General features: G+C 63.4%; 18 protein-coding genes. 3 read left to right on the plus strand and 15 right to left on the minus strand.

Annotated elements, in window-relative coordinates; genetic code table 11:
- Positions 1 to 268 precede the first annotated feature (268 nt).
- A complete protein-coding gene (locus CURSPS6_RS06015; RefSeq protein ID WP_082470137.1) occupies positions 269 to 2089 on the minus strand; it encodes an ABC transporter ATP-binding protein in 1821 nt (606 codons plus the stop codon).
- A gap of 64 nt (positions 2090 to 2153) precedes the next feature.
- Between CURSPS6_RS06015 and CURSPS6_RS06020 the strand changes: the two genes are divergently transcribed.
- A complete protein-coding gene (locus CURSPS6_RS06020; RefSeq protein WP_152978067.1) occupies positions 2154 to 2768 on the plus strand; it encodes a PH domain-containing protein in 615 nt (204 codons plus the stop codon).
- Between the two features lie 28 nt (positions 2769 to 2796).
- On the opposite strand, the gene CURSPS6_RS06025 is transcribed toward CURSPS6_RS06020, so the two are convergent.
- The 4 genes from CURSPS6_RS06025 to CURSPS6_RS06040 form a co-directional block, all read right to left on the minus strand.
- Positions 2797 to 3864, minus strand: a complete 1068-nt coding sequence (locus tag CURSPS6_RS06025) for an ABC transporter permease (RefSeq protein WP_082470139.1) — start codon at positions 3862 to 3864, stop codon at positions 2797 to 2799.
- On the minus strand, positions 3861 to 5402 hold the full coding sequence (locus CURSPS6_RS06030; protein ID WP_030014865.1) for an ABC transporter permease: 1542 nt from the start codon (positions 5400 to 5402) through the stop codon (positions 3861 to 3863). The genes CURSPS6_RS06025 and CURSPS6_RS06030 overlap by 4 nt, the downstream gene beginning before the upstream one ends.
- A 145-nt stretch (positions 5403 to 5547) precedes the next feature.
- Entirely contained in the window at positions 5548 to 7287 is a 1740-nt protein-coding gene (locus CURSPS6_RS06035; protein WP_030014866.1) for an ABC transporter family substrate-binding protein, read from the minus strand.
- Positions 7288 to 7617: 330 nt separating this feature from the next.
- Positions 7618 to 9351: a BCCT family transporter gene (locus CURSPS6_RS06040; RefSeq protein WP_051687676.1), complete on the minus strand. Its 1734-nt coding sequence runs from the start codon at positions 9349 to 9351 to the stop codon at positions 7618 to 7620.
- Between the two features lie 333 nt (positions 9352 to 9684).
- Between CURSPS6_RS06040 and pgi the strand changes: the two genes are divergently transcribed.
- Positions 9685 to 11367, plus strand: a complete 1683-nt coding sequence (gene pgi / locus CURSPS6_RS06045; RefSeq protein WP_030014868.1) for a glucose-6-phosphate isomerase — start codon at positions 9685 to 9687, stop codon at positions 11365 to 11367.
- A gap of 25 nt (positions 11368 to 11392) precedes the next feature.
- Here pgi and pcp read toward each other — a convergent pair whose 3' ends face one another.
- The 4 genes from pcp to CURSPS6_RS06060 all read right to left on the minus strand — a co-directional run bounded on the left by pcp (position 11393) and on the right by CURSPS6_RS06060 (position 13221).
- Complete coding sequence (gene pcp / locus CURSPS6_RS06050) at positions 11393 to 12019, minus strand: pyroglutamyl-peptidase I (RefSeq protein WP_030014869.1); 627 nt, start codon at positions 12017 to 12019, stop codon at positions 11393 to 11395.
- A 51-nt stretch (positions 12020 to 12070) separates the two neighbouring features.
- On the minus strand, positions 12071 to 12331 hold the full coding sequence (locus tag CURSPS6_RS12515; RefSeq protein ID WP_030014870.1) for a hypothetical protein: 261 nt from the start codon (positions 12329 to 12331) through the stop codon (positions 12071 to 12073).
- Positions 12332 to 12398: 67 nt separating this feature from the next.
- Positions 12399 to 12836, minus strand: a complete 438-nt coding sequence (locus CURSPS6_RS06055; protein WP_030014872.1) for an NUDIX hydrolase — start codon at positions 12834 to 12836, stop codon at positions 12399 to 12401.
- 34 nt (positions 12837 to 12870) lie between these two features.
- On the minus strand, positions 12871 to 13221 hold the full coding sequence (locus tag CURSPS6_RS06060) for a DUF488 domain-containing protein (RefSeq protein WP_030014873.1): 351 nt from the start codon (positions 13219 to 13221) through the stop codon (positions 12871 to 12873).
- A gap of 135 nt (positions 13222 to 13356) precedes the next feature.
- On the opposite strand from CURSPS6_RS06060, the gene CURSPS6_RS06065 reads away from it, so the two are divergent.
- Positions 13357 to 15579, plus strand: a complete 2223-nt coding sequence (locus CURSPS6_RS06065; RefSeq protein ID WP_030014874.1) for an NADP-dependent isocitrate dehydrogenase — start codon at positions 13357 to 13359, stop codon at positions 15577 to 15579.
- 215 nt (positions 15580 to 15794) lie between these two features.
- Here CURSPS6_RS06065 and CURSPS6_RS06070 read toward each other — a convergent pair whose 3' ends face one another.
- The 6 genes from CURSPS6_RS06070 to CURSPS6_RS06095 all read right to left on the minus strand — a co-directional run bounded on the left by CURSPS6_RS06070 (position 15795) and on the right by CURSPS6_RS06095 (position 22154).
- A complete protein-coding gene (locus tag CURSPS6_RS06070) occupies positions 15795 to 16754 on the minus strand; it encodes a PRC and DUF2382 domain-containing protein (RefSeq protein WP_030014876.1) in 960 nt (319 codons plus the stop codon).
- A gap of 422 nt (positions 16755 to 17176) precedes the next feature.
- A complete protein-coding gene (locus CURSPS6_RS06075) occupies positions 17177 to 18601 on the minus strand; it encodes an amino acid permease (RefSeq protein ID WP_082470352.1) in 1425 nt (474 codons plus the stop codon).
- A 291-nt stretch (positions 18602 to 18892) separates the two neighbouring features.
- Positions 18893 to 19393, minus strand: coding sequence for a thiol peroxidase (gene tpx / locus CURSPS6_RS06080; RefSeq protein WP_030014879.1), 501 nt, complete (start codon positions 19391 to 19393; stop codon positions 18893 to 18895).
- Positions 19394 to 19438: 45 nt separating this feature from the next.
- Complete coding sequence (locus CURSPS6_RS06085; protein ID WP_030014880.1) at positions 19439 to 19882, minus strand: SufE family protein; 444 nt, start codon at positions 19880 to 19882, stop codon at positions 19439 to 19441.
- Positions 19879 to 20784: a sulfurtransferase gene (locus tag CURSPS6_RS06090; protein WP_030014882.1), complete on the minus strand. Its 906-nt coding sequence runs from the start codon at positions 20782 to 20784 to the stop codon at positions 19879 to 19881. The genes CURSPS6_RS06085 and CURSPS6_RS06090 overlap by 4 nt, the downstream gene beginning before the upstream one ends.
- A gap of 179 nt (positions 20785 to 20963) precedes the next feature.
- Positions 20964 to 22154 carry a low temperature requirement protein A gene (locus tag CURSPS6_RS06095; protein WP_200910838.1) on the minus strand — a complete coding sequence of 397 codons (1191 nt, stop codon included), beginning with the start codon at positions 22152 to 22154 and terminating at the stop codon, positions 20964 to 20966.
- Between the last annotated feature and the right edge of the window lie 5 nt (positions 22155 to 22159).

Raw genomic sequence — 22159 nt, forward strand, 5'->3', positions numbered from 1 at the left:
CTCATCGTCGAGGAACGGACATTGTGAGACACAACACGCTTGCTGTGTAGTGTAGACCACATCTTGGACGCGGATACCCCCATCCGTTCACCCAGGACCATCATCGGACCAGGTCGGCAAGGCCTCCGCCGCGGAATTCCGGCCCGGACGGCCGATCCGCGGTCCCCGAAAAAAATCTCGCGGAGATATCGACACACGCGCGGATCGGGGCACGCAACCGAGCGTCATGTTGGCGCGGGTCGCGTGCCCCGATCTACAGGAGCACCTCTCAGGCCGAGGTGTTGGCCAATTGCGCCCTCAATTTCCGGCGCTCGTTCTGTTGCTGAGGATCCGGCAAAGGGACCGCCGCGAGCAACCGCTGGGTATAGGCCTCGCGCGGATAGCGCAACACCTGCTCGCGAGGCCCCTGCTCGACGAACTTGCCGCGCTGCATCACGCAAATGTGGTCGGCCAGTGCGTCAATCACGGCGAGGTCATGGGTCACGAAGAGGCACGCGAACCCCAGTTCTTTCTGCAGATCCTTGAAAAGCTCCAGGACCTTGGCCTGGACCGATACGTCCAGGGCCGACGTCGGCTCGTCGGCGACCAACAGGCGGGGGCTCAGCGAGAGGGCCCGAGCAATCCCGACCCGTTGTTTCTGGCCGCCGGAGAGTTCGTGAGGGAAGCGGTTCCGGTACGAGTGCGGCAACTGCACCCGATCCAGAAGATCGGCGATCCTCCGCTGAAGCTCGGCCCCCTTGGCGACCCCCGCCAGGTACAGCGGCTCCCCGATGGATTCTCCAATGGGCAACCGAGGATTCAACGACGAGGAGGGATCCTGGAACACCATGCCGACGTCCCGCCGGACCTTGCGTATGGTCGAGGGTTTCGCTCCCCGGAGTTCCGTGCCGCCGACGGTCAGCGACCCCGCGGCGATGTCCAGCAATCCGACCGAGGCCCGGCCAATGGTCGATTTCCCCGACCCCGACTCCCCGACCAGGCCGACCACCTCACCTTCGTAGATCGACATGGTCACGTTTTCCACGGCCCTGAACGCCGGCACGCGCCCCTGCCTCGGGTACTCGAGGACGACGTCGGTCAGGTTCAACACCACCTCGCCCTCCCGGCGGGGCGCCAACTTCTCCAAGGCCTCCGTCACGGGCCGCTCGCCGCGAGCGACGTCCTCGATCGCGGCGTTGACGTCGAGGGTGTGGTCCTGCTCCCCGTGGCCCAAGTGCAAGACGGAGGACAGCAACGCCTTCGTATAGTCATGCTGGGGGTTTTCGAAGACATCGTGCACGTCACCCATTTCGACGATCCGCCCGCGCCTCATGACGGCGACCCGGTTGGCGAGATCGGCGACCACGCCCATGTCGTGGGTAATCAGGATGATCGCCGAGTGCAGCTTCTGTTGCAGATTCCGCAACAGGTCCAAGATCTCCGCCTGGACCGTGACGTCCAGGGCCGTGGTGGGTTCGTCCGCGATCAGCAGTTGCGGATCCGTGGACAGGGACTGCGCGATCATGGCCCGTTGACGTTGACCACCCGAGAGCTGGTGCGGGAAGGATGCAAAGGCCTTCTGCGGGTCGGGCAGTTCCACGAGTTCCAACATGGCCAGGGCCCGCTCTTTGGCCTCGGCCGGAGAGATGTCCCGGTGCAGACGCAGGGTCTCGACGATCTGGTCGCCCACGGAGTACACGGGGTTCAGGGCGGTCATGGGCTCCTGGAAGATCACCGCGACGTCGTCCCCGCGCACCTGGCGCAGCTCGCGATTCGACAGCCCCACGAGTTCTTGGCCACGGAGCTTGACCGACCCGGTGACGCGCGCGTTGCTCGGCAGAAGGCCCAGCATGCCCATCGTCGAGACGGATTTCCCGGACCCCGACTCCCCCACGAGGGCCAAGACCTCTCCCGCGTTGACGTGATAGCTCACGTCCATGGCGGCCGGAATCCAGGAACGGTCCACCCCGAATTCCACCTGCAGCGACTGGACCTGCAGCAACGGTCCCGCCGTCGACGCCGCCTCTTGCGCACCCCCGCGACCCGCCGCGTGCCGTCCCCTTCGCCCGGACAGCACTCCCCTGCCGAATCCTCCGGCCTGCTTCTTCATCGATATGTCCTTGTCTCGTGAGCGCTCGGGTTGCTTCCTCCGAACGGTGTTTTAAATTTGATGTATGTCGACGCGATTCTTCACTCAGCAACGGATAGTTTTTCGGTCCTGGCCCATGCGGATCCTCGTGATCCTCGCGGACACGCTGCTCCTCGTGGTCCTGATCGCGGTCGGTGCGCACGAGCCTCACCGGGCGGCCCCCGTGGCCACGCACCTCGCCCTCGCCGGATACCTGGCCTGGTGGCTACTGGCCTATCCGCGGCTGGTCGTGGAGGAGCACCGCATCACGGTGGTCAACCCCCTCAAGACCCACGAGATCCGCTTCGCGCACCTCGTGGACGTGTCCACGAGGTTCGGCTTGCACCTGGTCACCGCCACGCGCAGGATCCACGTGGTGGGGGCCCCGTCGGGTGGCGTCGCATCCGTGAAGCGGGCGCTCCCGGACCACGTGCGGCACCACGCCGTCCTCCGGGGATCCGGGGCCCACGAGGGAATTTCCCTCGGCGACCTCAAGACCACCGTCTCCGGTCAGGCCGCCCACGTGATCGTGGGGCACTGGACGGAACAGGTCGAAACGGGTCAGACCCGGGAGGCCAGCACCCCTCCAACGTCACGGTGGAACGTCCTTCCCATGAGCATCGCCGTGGTGCTGTTCGCCTCGATGATCGCGCTGTGGTGACACCGGGTGCCGCGGTAGGCCCGGCGTCCTATTCGGAGGCATGTGCGGAGGTTGCCTTCGCACGCCGCGGGTTGAACTTCTTCTGCCGCGGGTCGAAGGCGTCTCGAAGGCCATCACCGATGAAATTGATGCACAGGCAAATGGCGACGATAAAGAGTCCCGGCCACCAGAAAAGCCACGGACGGGTCGAGAACGCCGATTGGTTGGCATTGATCACGGAGCCCAAGGACCAGTCCGGCGCCTGAATCCCATACCCGAGGTAGGACAGGGAGGTTTCGATCAGGATCGCCGCCGACATCAGCAGCGTCACGTTGACGATGATGACGCCGACCGAGTTCGGGAGGATGTGCTTGAAGATGATGCGTCGCGACGACGCCCCCGCCAAACGCGCCGCGTCGACGAACTCACGCTCGCGGAGCGTGAGAAACTCGCCCCTCACCAACCGTGCGAGCCCCGTCCACGCCACCAGACCGATCAGCACCGACAGGGCCACGATTCGACCGGGACCCGCGGGAATGCGGCTGATCACCATCTGACCGAGAACCGCGGTCAGCACCAACATCGGAACGATGATCACGATATCCGTCAACCTCATCAGGATCGCCTCGGTCCAGCCCCGGAAGTAACCCGAGACCCCGCCGACGACCACCCCGGATATCGCCGCGATGATCCCCACGATGACCATGACGAACAGCGAGGTTTGCGTTCCCCGCATGGTCATCGCGAACAGATCCCGGCCCGTCGTATCTTGCCCAAAGGGGTGCTCGCCCAGGCCCCCGAGCCCGATGGTCGGGGCGCCGCCGTCGACCAGCGGGCTCATGTCCGTATATCCGTATTTCCACCAGCCCGGCACGGGACCGATCCCGATGGACGTCACGGCCAGGACCACGATGCCCAGAAGAAACACGAGGGCTACGATCGCCCCGCTATTGCCCCGGAACCGTTTGAACACCATCTGGCCCTGCGTGAGGCTCTTTCCGACGGGGACGGCCCCTTGGGCTTCCTCCAGCGCCGCCTCCAATTTCAAGGCCTGAGTCTGGGTCAGCGGCTCTTCCTCGGGCTCGCGGTGTCCAGGCGTAAAACGAGACCGTGTCATGCTTTGACCCTCACTCTCGGATCGAGGACGGAATACACCAGGTCGGCCACGAGGTTGAAGACCATGGCCGTCAGCCCGGTCACCAGGAAGAATCCCATGATCGGGTAGATGTCGAGGCCGCCCAATGATTTAACGAACAGGTTGCCCATGCCGGAAAAGCCGAAGACCGATTCCGTGACCACCGCGCCGCCGATGATGCCTCCGATGTCGAAGGCGATCAGCGTTGCGAGGGGTATCAATGCGTTGCGGAACGCGTGCTTGACCACCACGGAACGCTCCGAAACACCCTTGGCGCGCGCGGTCCTGATGTAGTCCTGCGACATGATTTCCAGCATGGAGGCCCGCGAATACCGGGAGTACGAGGCCAGCGCCAACAGGGTCAGGGCAATCGTCGGCAGAACCAGGTGGGTGAATCGGTCGATCCCGGTGATCCACAGGTCTCCGCTCAGCCCCGGCGTCGCGGAGTTCGCGGTCGCGATCGGCCGGCCGGAGATGCGCCCGTTGGCTACGTAGGCCGGCCAGGACTGCATCATCCGGTCCGCGAAGACCAAAAGGCTAATGACCAGGGCGGTCATCATGGAGACCTTGATGTTCTGACCGCGATCGTAACCTCCGAAGAGCCACCCCACGACCGCCCCGATGACCAGGGCCAGGATTCCCAACCCGATGATGAGCCACCACGTCGCCTGCCCCAGGACCGTCTGAATCGGGAAATACACCCCGAGCCCGATGGCCACCACCACGAGGCCGGACCAGAGCGCCCTCCGGTTCCGCAGCCCCGAGACCAGGCTCGTCAAGAGAAGCGCCGTGGCCACGCCCAGCACGAGGATCAGCGGAATGCCCAAGGAGGGGCGGGCCAACCAGCGGGTCGCCGAGACCCCGAAGAGAACGAGGACGGTCAGCACGAAGCCGATGCCCCCGAACAGGAGACGCGTCCCTCGGCGTCCGTACGAGGCCAGGTACCAGATCACCCCGGCCACGACGCCGACGACCACGATGGTCGCGACGGACAGGGTCGGATCCTGGAGAAAATTGTTGAATCCGATGGCGCCGAATTCTTTCAGCAACACCGCGATCCAGAAGGAGGGCAGAGAGAAGCTGAGGAACGCGATGAACGTGATTCCATAGTCCACCGTGGAATTTTGACGCAGCGCGGCAACCACGCCCAAGGCGATACCAATCAAGATGGAAAGGATCGTTGCCGCGGTAATCAAGATGAGGGTCTGGACAATCGCATTCCCCAGGGCCTCGGTGACTAATTGACCGGAAAAGGTGTGGCCCAAATCGCACGTGTTACCGAGCGGGTTGAGGCATCCCACCGCTCCCCGCAGCCACATGAAATATCGCGGAATGAGTGGAATGTCCAGATGGAGCGCCTTTTCCCGGGCCGCCATGAGCGCCTTGGCGCTGGGATCGGCGCTTTCTCGAAATTCTTTAAGAGGATCCCCCGCGTAGGTGACCAAGACAAATACGAGGAACGTGGCAGCAAAGAGGATCAGCAACGCAGCCGCGAGCCGCCTGAGTATATAAACCAGCATGAATTCACCCGTCGATGGATATCGTCACGGGGCCCGCGGGTCGCATCGCGCGTGTCCCCTGGGTTGACCGGGGACACGCGCTGGATGTCATGCTCTTGACTCGACCATGACATTCGACCCACGGGCCGCAGCGAGCGTTTCCTGATTAGGACGTCACGTCCCAATCCTGGACATTCCAATAAATGCCCGCGGATCCGGGGTTATAGCGTTCGATGCCCTTGACGCGGTCCTTAATACCGAGAACCCCCGTGGTCTGGAACAGCGGGAGACCATAGCCGTCCTTGAAGAGCTCGCGATCGATATCCACGGCGAGCTGATCGGCCTTATCCTCGTCGCCAACGGTGGTCCGCATCTCGGCGGTCTTCTCGTCGACGATCTTATTGTCGTACTTGGTGAAGTTGCTTCCGCCCTTGGAGTCGAAGATCTGGCCGAAGCTGCTATGGCCGACACCGGTCGACACCCAGCCGAAGAGCGATGCATCGTAGTCGCCCTTCGGAAGTTGCTTTGACCAGTCGGCCGAGCCCTTATCGATGACCTTAAAGCCGGCCTTCTCCGCGGACGCCTGGATCATTTGGAAGGTATTGCTCCGCACCGGATTGTTATTGTTGTACAAGATCCGGACCTCGGGGGTTTTACCCTTGAGCAAATCCTTGGCCTTCGCGATGTTTTCCTCGACCTTCGCGGGGTCGTATTCGGAGGATCCGTTCTTGGCCTTGGCATCGCTGTACTGCTTCTGGCTGGAAACAAATACCTGGGAATCCAGCACATCGGCCTTATCCGACATCGGCTTGATCAATTTGTCCACGATCTCTTGCCGGGGAATCGTGAGGAGGAACGCCTTTCGGACATCCTCGTCCGCGAAGACATCGCTGCCGAAATTCAGATCGAGGTGGTCGTAGGAGAGCTGGTCCCCGACGAGGGTCTTAACCCCCTGAGCCTTCTCGAGCTGCTGAATCGTGTCCACGGAGGCCGCCGGCGAGATGATGTCCACCTCGCCGTTGTTCAGGGCTTGAATCTGGGCGTTGGCGTCGCCGAGGGTCCTGATGGTGATCTCGTCGATCTTCGGCGCCGGCCCCTTGTACTTGTCGTTCTTGACCAGAGTGACCGACTGGTTCTCGACGATGTCCTTGATCTTGTAGGGTCCGCTCGAGGCGAGCAACGAGGCGTCGTCCGGCTTGACCGTGGTCGAGAAGCCCTTATTCCAGACATCGGCAACCTTGCGGAGCTGCTCGTTCTCCTCGCCCGGCTTCGCGGTCTTGATGAGATTGACCAGGTCCTCTTCGCTCATCCCGGCACGCTTGGCGACCACGTGAGCCGGAACCCCCATGTCGAAGGCTGTCTCGTAGTCGATGAACGGCTCCGAGTAGGTCAGGGTCATGGACCGGCCGTCGTCGCTCAGCTCCGGCATGTCGGTCATGCCCAGGCCTTCGGAGTCACCCGCAAAGTTAAAGTAGGTGACTCCGTCCTTTTCCTTCCCGTCGAAGTGTCCGGACATCGCGGCCCACGAGAGCAGGAAGTCGCCGGCGTCGACCTTATTGCCGTCATCCCACTCCACGCCCTCGTTGAGCGTGTACTTCACCTTGAGCGGGCTTTTCGAGAGCACCTCGACGGTTCCGAAGCTCTTGTCATTCTTCAGGACCTCAAGCTGATCGCTGATGGTGAGGAACCCACCGTGCGTCAAGGACGCGATTTTGCTGTTGATGTCGCTGTTGCCGTCCGCGCTTTCGGGGTTCAGGGAGGTAAAGGAGTTGGTCTCGGCGATGGAGATGGACTTGGTCTGGTCCTTGCTTGCGGCGTTGCTATCACCGGTCGACGCGCATGCCGACAGCACGAGCGCAGAGGCGGCGGCGACGCCGAGTACGGAAGTGAATCGAGAGAAGCGCATGACGCCTCCTTGGTCTGGGTTCGAACTAAAAGGTGTACGCGTTGAACCTTCCGGATCCGAGGGTCTCGGCCGGCGGTTGCCACCACATGCATGTGACGGGCTACACGTCACGAGAAAGGATAGTTCAGATTTCATGGAACCCGAGCCCGGGAATTCACCCCGGGGCACCTCCGTCAGCAAAGCCCCAAGTCGGAAGCTTTCCCACTTCTCCACTTCGTGCTTCATGACGAATATTACGAATTTTTAACAGCGTTAACGGCGGTGGCCCACCGTCCGATCGGACGGTGGGCCACTTCATGTCAGTCCACGTGGACTAGGGCACGAACGCACCTACTCCGAACGATGACGCCCTCGCCGCATCCGACGCGAGGACGACTTACCCCGTCCGCCGCCGGATTCCGTCGAAGACGTCCCGCCCGAGGTAGCGGATGCCGTCGCCTCGGTTTCCAGGCGCTCATTCCACTGCTCCTCGAACTCGCTGAAGTTGGCCTCGACCTGGTTGTTCACGCTCTCGGTGATCTCGTCGGCCAATTCGTGGCGCGCCTGACGACGCTGCGCGCGAATCAGCAGCTCGTGCTCCGCCTGGAGCGACTTGAAGAGCGAAATGCACATCAAGACGATCACCACGGAGAACGGCAACGCGGTCAGAATGGAAATCGTCTGGATCGCATTGAGCGAGTTCTCACCGCCGGCCCAGAGGAGGGACAGTGCCGTGCCCCCGGCCACCAGGACCCAGAAGACCCTGACCCAGGTCTTCGGATCTGGGGACCCCGAGGAAGAGATCATGCCGAGCACGAGAGCCCCCGAGTCGGCGGAGGTCACGAAGAACACGATGATCAGGATGACCGAGCCCACGATCAAGGCGCCCGAGGCGGGCAGGTCCTGAAGCACCGTGAAGAGGACTCCGTCCGAGGACAGCTGCCCCAGGCCTCCCTCGCCGAAGAGTTCCCGATTGAGGGCCGTACCGCCCATCACGGCGAACCAGAAGAAGGACATCGCGGCCGGGACCAGCAGGACCGCGAGCACGAATTCACGAACCGTGCGGCCGCGGGAAACACGGGCGATGAACATGCCGACGAAGGCCGACCAGGAAATCCACCAACCCCAGTAGAAGGTCGTCCACGTTCCCGCGAACTCCTGGCCTTCGGAGCCGTTGAAGGCGAACGTCGAAAAGGTCATCTGGATGACGTTCTGCAGGTAGTTGCCGATCGACTGAATGAACTCCCGCAACAGGAAAATGGTGGGTCCCATGATCAGCACGAAGAGCACGATGATGGCCGCCAGGATCAGGTTGCCGTTGGACAACCACTTCATCCCCTTTTCCAGGCCGGTCACCACCGAGAAGAGCGTGACGGCCGACAGCAGGATGATGATCAGCGTGTAGCCGACGTTATTCGAGGCATCGATGTCCAGGAATCCCAGACCCGAGGCAATCTGCATGACACCCAGGCCCATGGACGTCGCGACACCGAAGAGCACCCCGACCAGAGCGACGACGTCGATCACGTCGCCCCACACGCCGCTGATCTTGTTTCCCAGGAGCGGCTTCAGAGAGAAGCGGATGGACAGCGGGAGCTTCTTCCGGTGCGTCGCGTAGGCGATGGCCATTCCGACGATCACGTAGATGGCCCACGGGTGCAGGCCCCAGTGAAGGAAGGAACGCGACATCGCCTGCTGTGCCACCTGCTCTCGCGTGCCGGAGACCTCCGGCGGCGGGGAAACAAAGTGAGAGATCGGCTCGGACGCACCGTAAAAAACCAGCCCGATCCCCATGCCCGCAGCGAACAGGAACGCCAGCCACGTCTGGAACGAGTAGTCGGGCGTGGAGTCATCCGGCCCCAATTTGATGTCACCCAGGCGGCTAAAGCCGAGGTACAGGGCGAAGATGACGAAAATGGCAACAATCGCCGTGTAGTACCACCCGAAATATCCAATGACGTCTTCCTGAAGCGCCGTGAACACGTCGTTGGCCTGTTCCGGGAAAATCATAGTGATGCTAATGAAAATCGCCATAATGATGGCGGCAGGAACAAACACACGGGGATCGATGGCACCCCGCTTCATTTTTCGTTGAAGCCTGTCAGGTACGTCTCCGACCCTCAGATCCGGCTTCTTCGTCAGAATATTCGCCATACACCACTCACTTCTTCACTCACGTCCACGGGTCTCGACAAACAAGATTGCTTTACTATCTATTTCCTGGTCCACAGGATTGCTCACGGTGGCCACTGCAGAAATTCACAGTAATTTGGCACCTTTTTAAAGCCTAAACAAAAATGCCGCGCCGGGGCCAACTCGTCCGCCCCGTGATTCCCTCGGAGCCCGGCACCACCGCGGGGGCGCGACGGGCAGTATTCGTGTGTGGAATATCCGGGCCGCACGGAGCAGAATGAAGGCATGAGTGTTACAGAGCTGTCTGACGTCACGTCCTTCGAGTCCTGGAAGGCGCTGACGCGTCACCATTCCGAGCTCTCCCCCGATCTGCGGGGATGGTTCGAACAGGACCCCGACCGAGCAGAGAATTTCACCGTGACGGCCGGCGATCTGGTCGCCGACCTATCCAAGAACTTGATGACCCGCGAGACCAGGGATCTCCTCCTGAAGCTGGCCGAGGAGGCCGGGGTCGAAAAACGCCGCGATGCCATGTTCGCCGGTGAGCACATCAACGTCACCGAAGACCGCGCCGTCCTCCACACCGCGTTGCGACGCCCGCGCGGTGCCGAACCGGAGCTCGTGGTCGACGGACAGAATATCGACGAAGACGTCCACGAGGTCCTCGCCAAGATCTACGACTTCGCGGATCGGGTCCGTTCCGGCGAATGGACCGGCGTAACGAATCGCCCGATCGAGACCGTGGTCAACATCGGCATCGGGGGCTCAGACCTCGGTCCCGTGATGGCCTACGAGGCGCTCAAGCCCTACGCTCAGGATGGGCTGTCGGCGCGTTTCATCTCGAACATCGACCCGACCGACGCCGCCGAAACCGTCGCGGACCTGGATCCGGAGACCACGCTGTTCATCGTGGCGTCCAAGACCTTTGGCACCCTCGAGACGCTCACGAACGCCCGCGTCTGCCGCGCGTGGTTGTTGGACACGCTGCGCGAATCCGGCGCGCTACAGGACGCGTCCGAGGCGGACGCCGTCGCCCGCCACTTCGTGGCGGTTTCCACGGCCTTAGACAAGGTCGAGGCCTTCGGCATCGACCCGCAGAACGCCTTCGGATTTTGGAACTGGGTGGGCGGTCGCTACTCGGTGGATTCCGCGATCGGAACCTCGCTGGCCGTCGTCTTCGGGCCGGACGCCTTCGAGGAATTCCTCGCGGGCTTCCACGCGATGGACGAGCACTTCCGTACCGCTCCGGCCGAGAGCAACCTGCCCCTTCTCATGGGGCTGCTCAACGTCTGGTACGTCAACTTCTTCGATGCGGCATCCCACGCTGTCCTTCCCTACGACCAGTACCTGCATCGATTCCCCGCATACCTGCAACAGCTGACCATGGAGTCCAACGGCAAGTCGGTGCGCTGGGACGGGTCGCCGGTTACCACCCAAACCGGCGAGATCTTCTGGGGTGAACCTGGAACCAATGGGCAGCACGCCTTCTACCAGCTGATTCACCAGGGCACCCGGACCATCCCGGCCGACTTCATCGCCTTCGCGAATCCCGTGCACCCGACCCGAGACGGGGATAACGATGTGCACGAACTCTTCCTGGCGAATTTCTTTGCCCAGACAAAGGCCTTGGCCTTCGGCAAGACGGCCGAGGAGGTCCGCGCGGAGGGAACCGAAGAGTCCGTCGTCCCGGCCCGGGTGTTCTCCGGGAACCGTCCCACGACGTCCATCATGGCCCCGGCCTTGACCCCGTCGGTGCTGGGACAGCTCATCGCCCTCTACGAGCACATCACGTTCGTCGAAGGAACCATCTGGGGCATCGACTCCTTTGACCAGTGGGGCGTCGAACTCGGCAAACAGCTCGCCAAGGAGCTCGCGCCGGCCGTCGGCGGCGACGCCGATGCCGTCGCGCGCGAGGATTCCTCGACTCGCTCGTTGATTTCCTACTACCTCGACAAGCGCAGGAAGTAACAGCCCTCACTCGGGGTGCGTTCCCTCAACCGGTGGCCCGGTCGAGGGAACGCACCACTTCGTTCAGAGCCAGGTGAACCCCGCGATCGATGTGCCGCTGGTCCAGCACCGGGAGGTCTTCGGCCCCCGATGATTCGCGGGTCAAGGGAACGTGGATGAAACCGCCGCGAACGACGCCGTTCTCCGCCGCGGTGTGCAAAGTTTCGTACATGGTGCGGTTGCACACGTAGGTTCCGGCGGTGTTGGAGATCCGCCCCGGCAACCCCTCTGCATCCCACGCACTCACGATCTCTCGCAGCGGCAGGGTGCTGAAATACGCGGTAGGGCCTCCCGGAACCGCTTCTTCGTCGATGGGTTGGCGACCGCTGTTGTCCGGAATTCCGGCGTCCAGGCAATTGATCGCGACTCGTTCCACGCACAGGCTCTGTCGACCGATGGCCACCCCCAGGTTGATGACGGCGCTCGGGCGATAGCGCCTGATCAACTCGGCAAGCCGACGAGGTGCTTCCTCGAAGCTCACGGGCAACCGCTCGGCCACGACGTCGACGCCCGAGGTGGAGCCTCGATCCGCGACGTGACGGGCGGCCGCCCAGGAAGGGTTGGCGGATAATCCGCCGAAGGCATCGAATCCGGTCATCAGGATTCGGGTCATGGTAAGACCTCCTCGTGAAGGCGGTGCGTCCTCAGGTCATCACCCGAGATTTTAGAGGTTCGGTCGGTCGCGATAGGCCGCCTCGCCGTTCATCACCGCGGGTTGCTGCATCGCCACGTAATTCTGCGCCTTGACCCCGGCGGCCTGGGTCTCCGCGGCGGACATCACCCCGAAGCCCGCGAGCGCCAGCATCGCGGTGGCCCCCGCTCCGGACAGGACTCGCCGTGCCCAGGATCGGCGGGGCTGCGACCCCGGTCGGGCGGGAACGCCGGTCGGGCTGTTGGTCTCGTGATTCGCACCCTGTGTTTTCATGTTTCTGAGGATGCCGCTCCCGCCTTTGCCGGGCCTGTGTTCCCGTCGATTTCGGCCTGTGGGTTTCTCAGTTCTTCCCGCTGGCCGGCGCGCGGGAAGCCAGCGCGGGAAAGACGCAGTCTCTGGTCAGGGGCGCGAGGTCCGCCATGGGCTCTCCGTCTTCCGGGAAGACCCACCGCAACTCGTCGATTTCGGCGCGGGGCTCGAGGACCCGACCCTCCAGAGCCTTCTCCGAACCGACCCACCGGTAGACGTGGCCCGTGAGGCCGTAGCCGGCTTCGTTGGCGGCGTCGGTCTCCCAGGTGCCCAGATACTCCAAGTCGCCCGGGTCGATTCCGACGCCCAGCTCTTCCCGGGCCTCGCGGATCGCCGCGGCCCCCGGCTCTTCTCCGGGCTCGGGCTTGCCGCCGGGGAACATGAAGGCGCCCGTGTCACGTTTGCGGACGGTCAGGACCCGACCTTCGGCATCGGAGACGACCACGGCGGAGACGGTGAGATGAGGCATGAATCCACTGTATAAGCGCTCCGGCCGGATTCTGTCATCGCGAGGAGAGGAAATCTCTGAGGACCACGGCGTGGTTGTGTTCCTCGTCCTTGGCGGCGTAAACCAGCGTCACCGTGTCCTCCTGCGGAAGGTTCGCCACGGCTTCTCGGTTCTCCTCCCGATGGGCCAGCTCGTGCCGGTATTTATTCCGAAACTCGGCAAATTTCTCGGGATCGTGACCGAACCAGCGTCGAAGCTCCGGCGAGGGTGCGATGGTCTTCGCCCACTGGTCGAGCTCAGCGTCGGCCTTGGCCACACCGCGCGGCCACATGCGGTCGACCAAAACCCGTGCCCCGTCGGTCGATTCGGGCGCCTCGTAAACGCGCTTGATCCGATATGTCGTCATAAATCTCACGCTATCTCGTCCGCACCCGGTCGGTGAGTCCACACAGCGACCGAACCCGTCACGTGATTCGGCCGGTCCGGTATATTGAAACGTGGAAATTACCCTCGAGATGAAGCAGGGAGCACGCCAAAGCGTATGTCCAAGATTATTTACACCCAGACCGACGAAGCACCGTTGCTGGCCACCTATTCCTTCAAGCCGATCGTGGAGGCCTACGCCAAGAGCGCCGGTGTCGACGTCGAAACGCGTGATATCTCGCTGGCGGGACGAATCATCTCGCAGTTCAACGATGTTCTGCCCGAGGATCAGCGGGTCGCCGACGCGCTCAAGGAGCTCGGCGAGCTGGCCAAGACCCCCGAGGCCAACATCATTAAGTTGCCGAACATCTCCGCCTCGGTTCCGCAGCTCAAGGCCGCGATCAAGGAGCTTCAGGCCGCCGGCTATGACCTGCCGGACTACCCGGACGAGGTGAAGTCGGAGCAGGACGCCGATGTCCGCGAACGCTACGACCGAGTCAAGGGTTCCGCCGTGAACCCGGTGCTGCGCGAGGGCAACTCCGATCGCCGGGCTCCCCTCTCGGTCAAGAATTACGCCCGCAAGAACCCGCACACCATGGGAGCGTGGTCCCCCGACTCGAAGACCAACGTCGCGACGATGGGTGAGAACGACTTCAAGTCCAACGAGAAGTCCGTCATTCTGCCGTCGGACGACACGTTGACCATCCGTTTTACCGCCGCGGACGGCACGGAGAAGGTTCTCAAGGAAGGGCTCGCGGTCCTCAAGGATGAGATCGTGGATGCCACGGTCATGCGCGCTTCGGCCCTGGACGAGTTCCTCGCCGCGCAGGTCAAGCGGGCCGCGCAGGAGGACATCCTGTTCTCGGTCCATCTCAAGGCGACCATGATGAAGGTCTCCGACCCGATCCTGTTCGGGCACGCGGTCAAGGCCTATTTCCCGGGCGTCTTCGAAACCTATGGCGAGCAGCTCGCGGCGGCGGGGCTCTCCCCCAACAACGGCTTGGCCTCGATCCTCAACGGGCTGGACCTCCTCGACGAGGACACCGCCCGCGGCGTCAAGGAAGGCATCGAGCGCGGCTTGGAAGAAGGCCCCTCGCTCGCGATGGTCGATTCCCGGAAGGGAATCACCAACCTGCACGTCCCCTCGGACGTCATCGTCGACGCTTCGATGCCCGCGATGATCCGCACCTCGGGCCACATGTGGGGAGCGGACGACGACGAGCACGACACCCTCGCTGTCCTCCCCGACTCCTCGTACGCCGGCGTCTACCAGGCGGTGATCGAGGACTGCCGCGCCAACGGCGCCCTCGACCCGACCACCATCGGTTCGGTCCCCAACGTGGGGCTCATGGCGCAAAAGGCAGAGGAATACGGCTCACACGATAAGACCTTCGAGATCGAGGGCCAGGGCGTCGTCGACGTCCTCAACTCCGCCGGCGAGGTCCTCATGTCCCACGAGGTCGAACAGGGCGACATCTGGCGCGCGTGCCAAACGAAGGACGTTCCGGTGCGCGATTGGGTCAAGCTGGCCGTCCGGCGCTCCCGCGAGTCGGGCACGCCGGCCGTGTTCTGGCTCGATCCCGAGCGCGCTCACGATGCCAATTTGATCGCCAAGGTCAACGAGTACCTCCAGGACGAGGACACCGAGGGTCTCGACCTTCGAATCCTCGACCCCATCGCCGCGACCAAGTTCTCCCTGGACCGGATCCGTCAGGGCCTGGACACGATTTCCGTGACCGGCAACGTTCTGCGTGACTACCTGACCGACCTGTTCCCGATCCTGGAGCTCGGCACGTCGGCCAAGATGCTCTCGATCGTCCCGCTGATCAACGGCGGCGGGCTGTTCGAAACGGGCGCGGGTGGATCCGCCCCGAAGCACGTTCAGCAGCTCATCGAGGAAAACCACCTGCGGTGGGATTCCCTCGGCGAGTTCCTGGCGCTGGCGGCATCCTTCGAGCACCTGGCCACCACCACGGGCAACGATCGCGCGCAGATCCTCGCGGATACTCTCGACGCGGCGACCGGCAAGTTCTTGGAAGAGAATAAGTCACCCTCCCGCAAGGTCGGCGAGATCGACAACCGTGGAAGCCACTTCTACCTGGCAACCTATTGGGCGGAGCAGCTCGCGGATCAGTCGCGGGACGCCGACCTTGCCCAGCTGTTCGCTGGCATCGCGGAAGACCTCGCGACCAACGAGGACAAGATCGCCGAGGAACTCCTGTCCGTTCAGGGATCGCCGGTCGAACTGGGTGGCTACTACCGCCCCCGTGACGAGAAGGCCGAGCCGGTCATGCGGCCGTCGAGCACTCTCAACGGCATCCTGGCCAAGCTGACCCAGTAAGCCGGTCCGTCGTCAACCGATCCGTCGCGACCGGCTGACGACGGCACCGCGCCACGCAGGCCACGAAGGGCCCCCGACCATAGCGTCGGGGGCCCTTCGCTCGCTCTGGCCCGGGCGCCATTCATGCCTCCGAGGCCGCGCCGCCCACGAAAAACGCCCCGGTCGCCGCGTACGCGGCGACCGGGGCGTTCGGCCTTCACGAGGCCGACATCGACTTAGCGGCGGTTGCCGTCTTCGTCGATCTCGATCTCTTCCTTGCGGACCTCGCCGGTGACCTTCTCGGTCTCCTGACGAGCTTCCTTGTTCAGGGACACGCGCTCGGTCGCCACGGTCTCGGTCGAAACCACCGGGCGCTCTTCGTAAGCGGTGACGGTGACGTCCTCATCGTTGCCGAACTCGACGTTCTGACCGGCCTGACGGGCCTCGGGCGAATCCGGATCAAGCTTGGTGCGCTCGACCTGGACTTCCTCGTGGCGAACCGGAACCTCGACGGTTTCGGTGTCGGTGGTCACGTGCTTGCGCAGACGGACCTGGCCCGCCTCGCGGCGTTCGGTCTGACCCGTGGCGCGCAGGCGCTCCTCGTGGGCGACGACGTCGTTGTCGGCGGCGTTCTGTCCCCCGTTGGCCTGCACACCGGCGGCCTGGCGGTCGTCGGCGTTCGTTCCCGCGGTCTGACCGGGGCTGGCCTGCGTGCCGACGGTCTCACCCTGAGCGGCGTGACGCCCATTTCCGGCCTGAGCGTTCTCGTCGCTCCGACCGGGGGATCCGGCAGCGGTGCCCGCGGCGGCGGTCCCGGCGGCAGCCGTACCCGCGGCGCCGTCGTGACGGCCCTGGTCCGCGTTGCCGCCCTGAGCAGAGTTACCGCGGTCCAGCGAGTAGTACTCGTAGATGCGCTGTTCTTCTTCGGGGCTCAACGAACCATCGTCGTCGATGTTCGGCGCGTCCTTGACGAAATCCTTGTCGAAAGGAACCGTGATGCCATCGTCGGTCGCCTTGGCCTTATTCAGCGGGACGAAGGTTTCCTTGGATCCGAACAATCCGGTGTTGACGGTCGCGAAGGTGGGTTCATTGGTCTGATCGTCGAGATAGATCTCGCCAACCTTACCGATCTTGTCGCCGTTGTTGCCGTAGACGGTGCTGTTACGCAGGGACTCAATGTTCTGATTATTAGTCATGGTCCTACTTCCTGATTGTCGATCCACATTAGTTCACAATCTAATTACGAAACCAAACGGTTTCGATTTATATAGCCAACTTATCGCCCCGGGAACCATCGGTCAACGGTACGAGTTTATCCTGTCGGCGTAACCACAAATGTATTAATTTTGATCCATCGTCACGACTCGTTCAGATCCCAGCCATCGCGCGGCCATTCCGGTGAGCGCCGCTCACGAACCCTGGCCCTGGATCAGAAGTTTCTTGCAATTTTCAGCCATTTCTCTCGCCGTTTTCATGCGAGTCACACGCGACGCATAGCTCAATGAGTCGCTCGGCTGCGCATCCTCGCTGAGGGCGCTGCCCCTGCGCGTATACATTTAATAAAAAATCCCGCCCGTCGGGGGGGCCGACGGGCGGGATCGTGCGGGAGGCGTCGCGGTCAGTCCCGCGTCGCGGTCTCAGGGGCCTGAGAAGGGCTCAGGGACTGCACGTCGGCCTCCATCAGGGGGACCGTCCTGGAGCGCGTGATGACCTTGTGTCCGAGCCAGACGAGCAGGAAGACCGGCAGACCGATGTAGGAGGTCAGCACCTCGACGAGTTGCCCCTTAAACACCGCCTCGTAGTTTTGTCCCAGAATCACGATGATGCACAAAACAAACGCGATGATCGGCCCCAGAGGGAACAGCGGGGCCCGATACGGCAGGTCCTTGAGATCGTATCCCTGTGCCACGTAAGCGCGCCGGAATCTGTAGTGGCACACCGCGATGCCGACCCACACGATGAACCCCGAGAGCCCCGAAATATTCACCAGCCAGGTGTACCCGGCGCCCTGCCCCACGATGGCCGTGATGAAGCCGGCCAAACCGACGCAGGCCGTCGCCAGCAGCGCCGGCATCGGGATACCCCGCTTGTTGACCCTGGCGAAGATCCTGGGGGCCTTGCCCTCGAGCGCCAGGGAAAGCAACATGCGCGTCGAGGCGTACAGGCCGGAGTTTCCCGCCGAAAGGATCGCCGTGAGGATCACGGCGTTCATGAGCGAGGCCGCGAAAGCGATGCCCGCGCGCTCGAAGACGAGCGTGAAGGGAGAGAACGCGATGTCCGATTCGTTATTTCGCAGGAGATTGGGATCCGTATACGGGATGAGGAACCCGATCACGGCGATGGCCCCGATGTAGAACAGCATGATCCGCCAGAAGACGGAGCGAAGCGCCTTGGGCACGTCGCGGCGGGGGTTCTCGGCCTCACCCGCGGCGACACCGATCATCTCGGTCCCCTGGAACGAAAAGCCGGCAATCATGAACACCGAGATGATGGACAGAAAACCCCCGTTGAAGGGGGCATCGCCGGTCGTCCAATTGGACGTTCCCGGCGAGTGGCCACCGAAAACGCCTACGATCATCAGGATGCCCGCGACCAGGAACAGGATGACCGCCGCGACCTTGATCGCGGCGAGCCAGAATTCCCCCTCCCCGTAGGCTCGCGCCGATAGGGCGTTGAGCCCCGTCAGAAGGATGAGGAAGACGGCCGCCCAGATCCACCCCGGCACGTCGGGCAGCCAGAAGGACATGATCAAGCCGGCGGCCACCAATTCCGCGGCCACGGTGATGGCCCAGTTGAACCAGTAGTTCCAGCCCATCGCGAATCCGAACGAGGGGCTGACGAATCGCGTTGCATAGGTCTGGAACGAACCGGCGACCGGCAGGTGCGCGGCCATCTCGCCCAGGGACTGCATCAGCAACAGCACCATGATCCCGATGACGACGTACGCCGCGAGCGCCCCGCCCGGTCCGGCGTTGGCGATCGTGCCGCCCGAGGCGACGAATAATCCGGTGCCGATCGCACCCCCGATGGCGATCATCTGCATATGCCGGTTGCGGAGGCCCCGCTTAAGCCCTTCGTCGGTCAAGGCCTGCGGCTTGGTTCGTGTGGACACGGTTCTCCCGTTGGGTTGAGCGCCTAAATTCAGTTCAGGCTACCACCGAGGCCCGCCTCATCGGCCGTTGATCAGCGGGAATGTCACGGTCCGGCGCGACCGGCAGCACGGGCCCGCGACCGTTGATTTCCCGCCGTCCGACGGGCCGCGGACACAAAGAAACCCGCCGGGGCGAGCCGTGTGCTCTCCCCCGACGGGTTCCTTCTCGGTGGTCTGCCTGGATTAGGCCGTGGCGGCCGAGAGCGCGGCGTCGTAATTGGGCTCCTGGCCGATCTCGGGGACGAGCTCCTTGTAAGCGACTTCGCCCTTGGGGCTGATCACGACGACGGAGCGAGCGAGCAGGCCTTCCATGGGGCCGTCGGTGATCCGGACGCCGTAGTCGTCGCCGAAGGTCGAGCGGAAGCCGGATGCTGTCACGACGTTGTCGATGCCCTCGGCCCCGCAGAAACGGCCCAGCGCGAACGGGAGATCGTTGGACACGCACACCACCGCGGCGTTATCGAGCTGGGCTGCCTCCTGGTTGAACTTCCGGACGCTCGCCGCGCACACGCCGGTGTCCACGGACGGGAAGATATTGAGGATCACGGTCTTGCCGCGGAAATCGTTCTCCGTGACCTCGCCGAGGTCGGTTCCGGCGAGGGTGAAGGCCGGGGGCGTCGTGCCCGGTTCGGGCAGGGATCCGGAGGTCTGGGTCGGGTTTCCTTGGAATGTCACTTCAGCCATGGGGGTACTCCTCGAGTCGCGATGATGGGTGTGGGTGGGTGAAATCTACTGTGTTTTCTCGGCGACCTGGCGCTGGATCCGTGCCAGCATGCCACTCATGCCGTTCAGCCTCAGGGGGCTGACCGCTTGCGTGAGGGATAGCCGCAACGGAAGGTCCGCCGGCACCGCGGCGACGACGTCGGCCGAGGCCCCGTCCAAACCTTCCTGGAGGATCCCCGCGAAGCCTCGAGTCGTCGGCGCTTCCGGCGGAGCCGAGAAGAAGAGTCGCACGGTGCGGTCCTCCTCGACTTCGGTCACGAGGAAGATCGGCGACTGGCACTCCGGAACCGGTTCCAGAAGTTCGGGATGGTCCTTGAAGCGCGCCGGGAGCTCGGGCAGCCCGTTGCTGAACTCGAGCAGAAGCTGCAGCCGGTCTTGGGGCTGCAACTCGGCGAAGTCGTCGACGATCTCCTGCAGGGTATCCGGCAGGTCCGTGGTGGTTTCGGTCATGATGCTGCGGGAACCTCTCCGGGCTGCTCGCCCTGAACGATCGGGACGCGGACCGCGTTGCCCCACTCGGTCCAGGATCCGTCGTAGTTACGGACATTGCTAAAGCCGAGCAGGTAGTCGAGCACGAACCACGTGTGGCTGGACCGTTCCCCGATGCGGCAGTAGGCGATGATGTCTTGATCTGGGCTCAGGCCAAGTTCGTCCTGGTAAATGGCGCGCAAGGCGTCGGCGGATTTGAAGGTGCCGTCCTCGTTGGCGGCCCGTGCCCACGGGACGGAATGCGCGGTGGGGATGTGTCCCCCGCGAAGAGCGCCTTCCTCGGGATAATTGGGCATGTGGGTCCGACGTCCGGTGTATTCATCGGCGCTCCGGACATCGATCAGGGGAACCTGGCCGATGGCCTCGCGGACCTCGGGCAGGTACGCCCGAATCGGGGCGTCGTTGCGCTCGACCACGGGGTAGTCTCCCCTGGCGGGTGAAGGCACGTCGGTCGTGAGGGGGCGCTCCTCCTCGACCCACTTGGCGCGCCCGCCGTCCATGAGGCGGACGTCCTCGTGGCCGAACAGCGTGAAGACCCACATCGCGTAGGCGGCCCACCAATTGGACTTATCCCCGTAGACCACGATCGTGGAATCGCGGCTGATGCCCTTTCGGGCCATGAGGTCTGCGAAGGCCTCGCCGTCCACGTAGTCGCGGGTCACGGGGTCGTTGAGTTCGGTGTGCCAGTCCACCTTGACCGCTCCGGGAATATGGCCGGTTTCGTAGAGCAGAACGTCTTCGTCGCTCTCGACCACGACGACGCCGGGGTCCTTGGCGTGATCGTCCACCCACTGCGTGCTGACCAGACGCTCCGGGTGGGCGTACTGGGCAAATTTGGTGTTGCTTTCGGCTGGGACTGACACATTACCTCCAGAGGGTCATGGACATTTTGGTGGAGGAACTTCTCGGGCGCCTCCGTTATTCCCGAATCTACCCGCTCGAGCTCCCCGATGTGGCGGATCGTGTTGCGGGACGAGACGAATCGACCCCGGCCGGTGGGTCACGCCTCGGGAGGGGCGACGGCCGTCGGCCGCCAGGTGGTTCAGTTGGACTCGTCCTGCGCCGGGGAGCCGGCGACGGGACGTCGGATCACGAGGACGACGACCAACGCCACGATCACTCCTGCGGTCACGGCAACCGCCAGGGGAAGCACCGGATCCAGAAGGACGAGGCAGGCCGCCACCGGCACCGCGGTATTGACCACGGGGTCGGATTGTTTGACGTAGGCGGTCCCCCAGACCCCCAGGAGGAAAACGGCCACCGGAATCGCCACGGCGTATGAGGCGGCCACCGCCGGGAGCGCGGGGGCCTCGCCGAGCTGGTCGATCTCCAACTCGATTCCCACCGAGAACGCTGCCGCCGCGGCGAAGACGAAATAGTGCCCGTACCCATACCTCAGCGAGGAGGAAAAGGTGGTGATGGCCTTGTGATGCTCCGGCCAGAAGTAGATCCACCAGAGACCCGCCGTGACGACGAGGGCCAGCACCGCGATGGAGATCAGATCGGCAAAGTCCTGGTCCCCGTGCAGGGACTCGATGATCGCGTTGGTCGATGCGGTCAACGATTCGCCCAAGACGATCAGGGTGAACAAGCTGTATCTCTCGGTGATGTGGTGCGGATGCCACGGCGTTCCACCCGCCTTCTCGGCGATCACCGGCACCGAGATCTCCGCGAGCATGAGGATCACGAAGCCGACCAGTTGCGTGCCGCCGACCGGGATCAGTAGCCAGGCGATCCAGAGAATCTGCACGAGAAGAATGCTTAACCCGTAGATCCTGGCCGACCTTCCGGCCGGTCCACCGCAGCGCGAGGCCCTCAGCCACTGGCACACCATGGCGACGCGCATGATGACGTACCCGATCACCAACACGGCGTAGTTGTTGTCGAGGAAGGCCGGTTCTAGGCCCGCGGCCAGGACCAGGACGCCGGCCATCTGCACGATCGTGAAGACCCGGTAGAGCCAATCGTCCGTGTCGAAAGAGGTGGCGAACCACGAGAAATTCATCCACGCCCACCAGATGCCGAAGAATGCCATCCCGTAGTGCAACAGCCCGTCGGCAACATGTCCTTCGGCCATCAGATGGTGGAGGTTTTGCGAGGCCGTGCTCACGGCAACCACGAACACCAGGTCGAAGAATAATTCCAAGGAACTCGCGACGCGTCCGGGCTCTTCCGGCCGTCGAGGGACCATGGGCAACAGGCGGGATCGGGGGACGGTCTGGTCCTGGTGCATGATTC

Origin of the sequence: Curtobacterium sp. S6 (assembly GCF_000710345.2) — a bacterium.
Taxonomy (GTDB): domain Bacteria; phylum Actinomycetota; class Actinomycetes; order Actinomycetales; family Micrococcaceae; genus Rothia.

Coding starts and splice junctions, on each gene's coding strand:
- CURSPS6_RS06025 (WP_082470139.1), bottom strand. CDS start 3,864: ATGACACGGTCTCGTTTTACGCCTGGACACCGCGAGCCCGAGGAAGAG.
- CURSPS6_RS06015 (WP_082470137.1), bottom strand. CDS start 2,089: ATGAAGAAGCAGGCCGGAGGATTCGGCAGGGGAGTGCTGTCCGGGCGA.
- CURSPS6_RS06095 (WP_200910838.1), bottom strand. CDS start 22,154: ATGCACCAGGACCAGACCGTCCCCCGATCCCGCCTGTTGCCCATGGTC.
- CURSPS6_RS06020 (WP_152978067.1), top strand. CDS start 2,154: ATGTCGACGCGATTCTTCACTCAGCAACGGATAGTTTTTCGGTCCTGG.
- CURSPS6_RS06075 (WP_082470352.1), bottom strand. CDS start 18,601: ATGCAGATGATCGCCATCGGGGGTGCGATCGGCACCGGATTATTCGTC.
- CURSPS6_RS06035 (WP_030014866.1), bottom strand. CDS start 7,287: ATGCGCTTCTCTCGATTCACTTCCGTACTCGGCGTCGCCGCCGCCTCT.
- CURSPS6_RS06070 (WP_030014876.1), bottom strand. CDS start 16,754: ATGACTAATAATCAGAACATTGAGTCCCTGCGTAACAGCACCGTCTAC.
- CURSPS6_RS12515 (WP_030014870.1), bottom strand. CDS start 12,331: ATGAAAACACAGGGTGCGAATCACGAGACCAACAGCCCGACCGGCGTT.
- pgi (WP_030014868.1), top strand. CDS start 9,685: ATGAGTGTTACAGAGCTGTCTGACGTCACGTCCTTCGAGTCCTGGAAG.
- CURSPS6_RS06065 (WP_030014874.1), top strand. CDS start 13,357: ATGTCCAAGATTATTTACACCCAGACCGACGAAGCACCGTTGCTGGCC.
- pcp (WP_030014869.1), bottom strand. CDS start 12,019: ATGACCCGAATCCTGATGACCGGATTCGATGCCTTCGGCGGATTATCC.
- CURSPS6_RS06030 (WP_030014865.1), bottom strand. CDS start 5,402: ATGCTGGTTTATATACTCAGGCGGCTCGCGGCTGCGTTGCTGATCCTC.
- CURSPS6_RS06040 (WP_051687676.1), bottom strand. CDS start 9,351: ATGAAGCGGGGTGCCATCGATCCCCGTGTGTTTGTTCCTGCCGCCATC.
- CURSPS6_RS06055 (WP_030014872.1), bottom strand. CDS start 12,836: ATGCCTCATCTCACCGTCTCCGCCGTGGTCGTCTCCGATGCCGAAGGT.
- CURSPS6_RS06085 (WP_030014880.1), bottom strand. CDS start 19,882: ATGACCGAAACCACCACGGACCTGCCGGATACCCTGCAGGAGATCGTC.
- CURSPS6_RS06060 (WP_030014873.1), bottom strand. CDS start 13,221: ATGACGACATATCGGATCAAGCGCGTTTACGAGGCGCCCGAATCGACC.
- tpx (WP_030014879.1), bottom strand. CDS start 19,393: ATGGCTGAAGTGACATTCCAAGGAAACCCGACCCAGACCTCCGGATCC.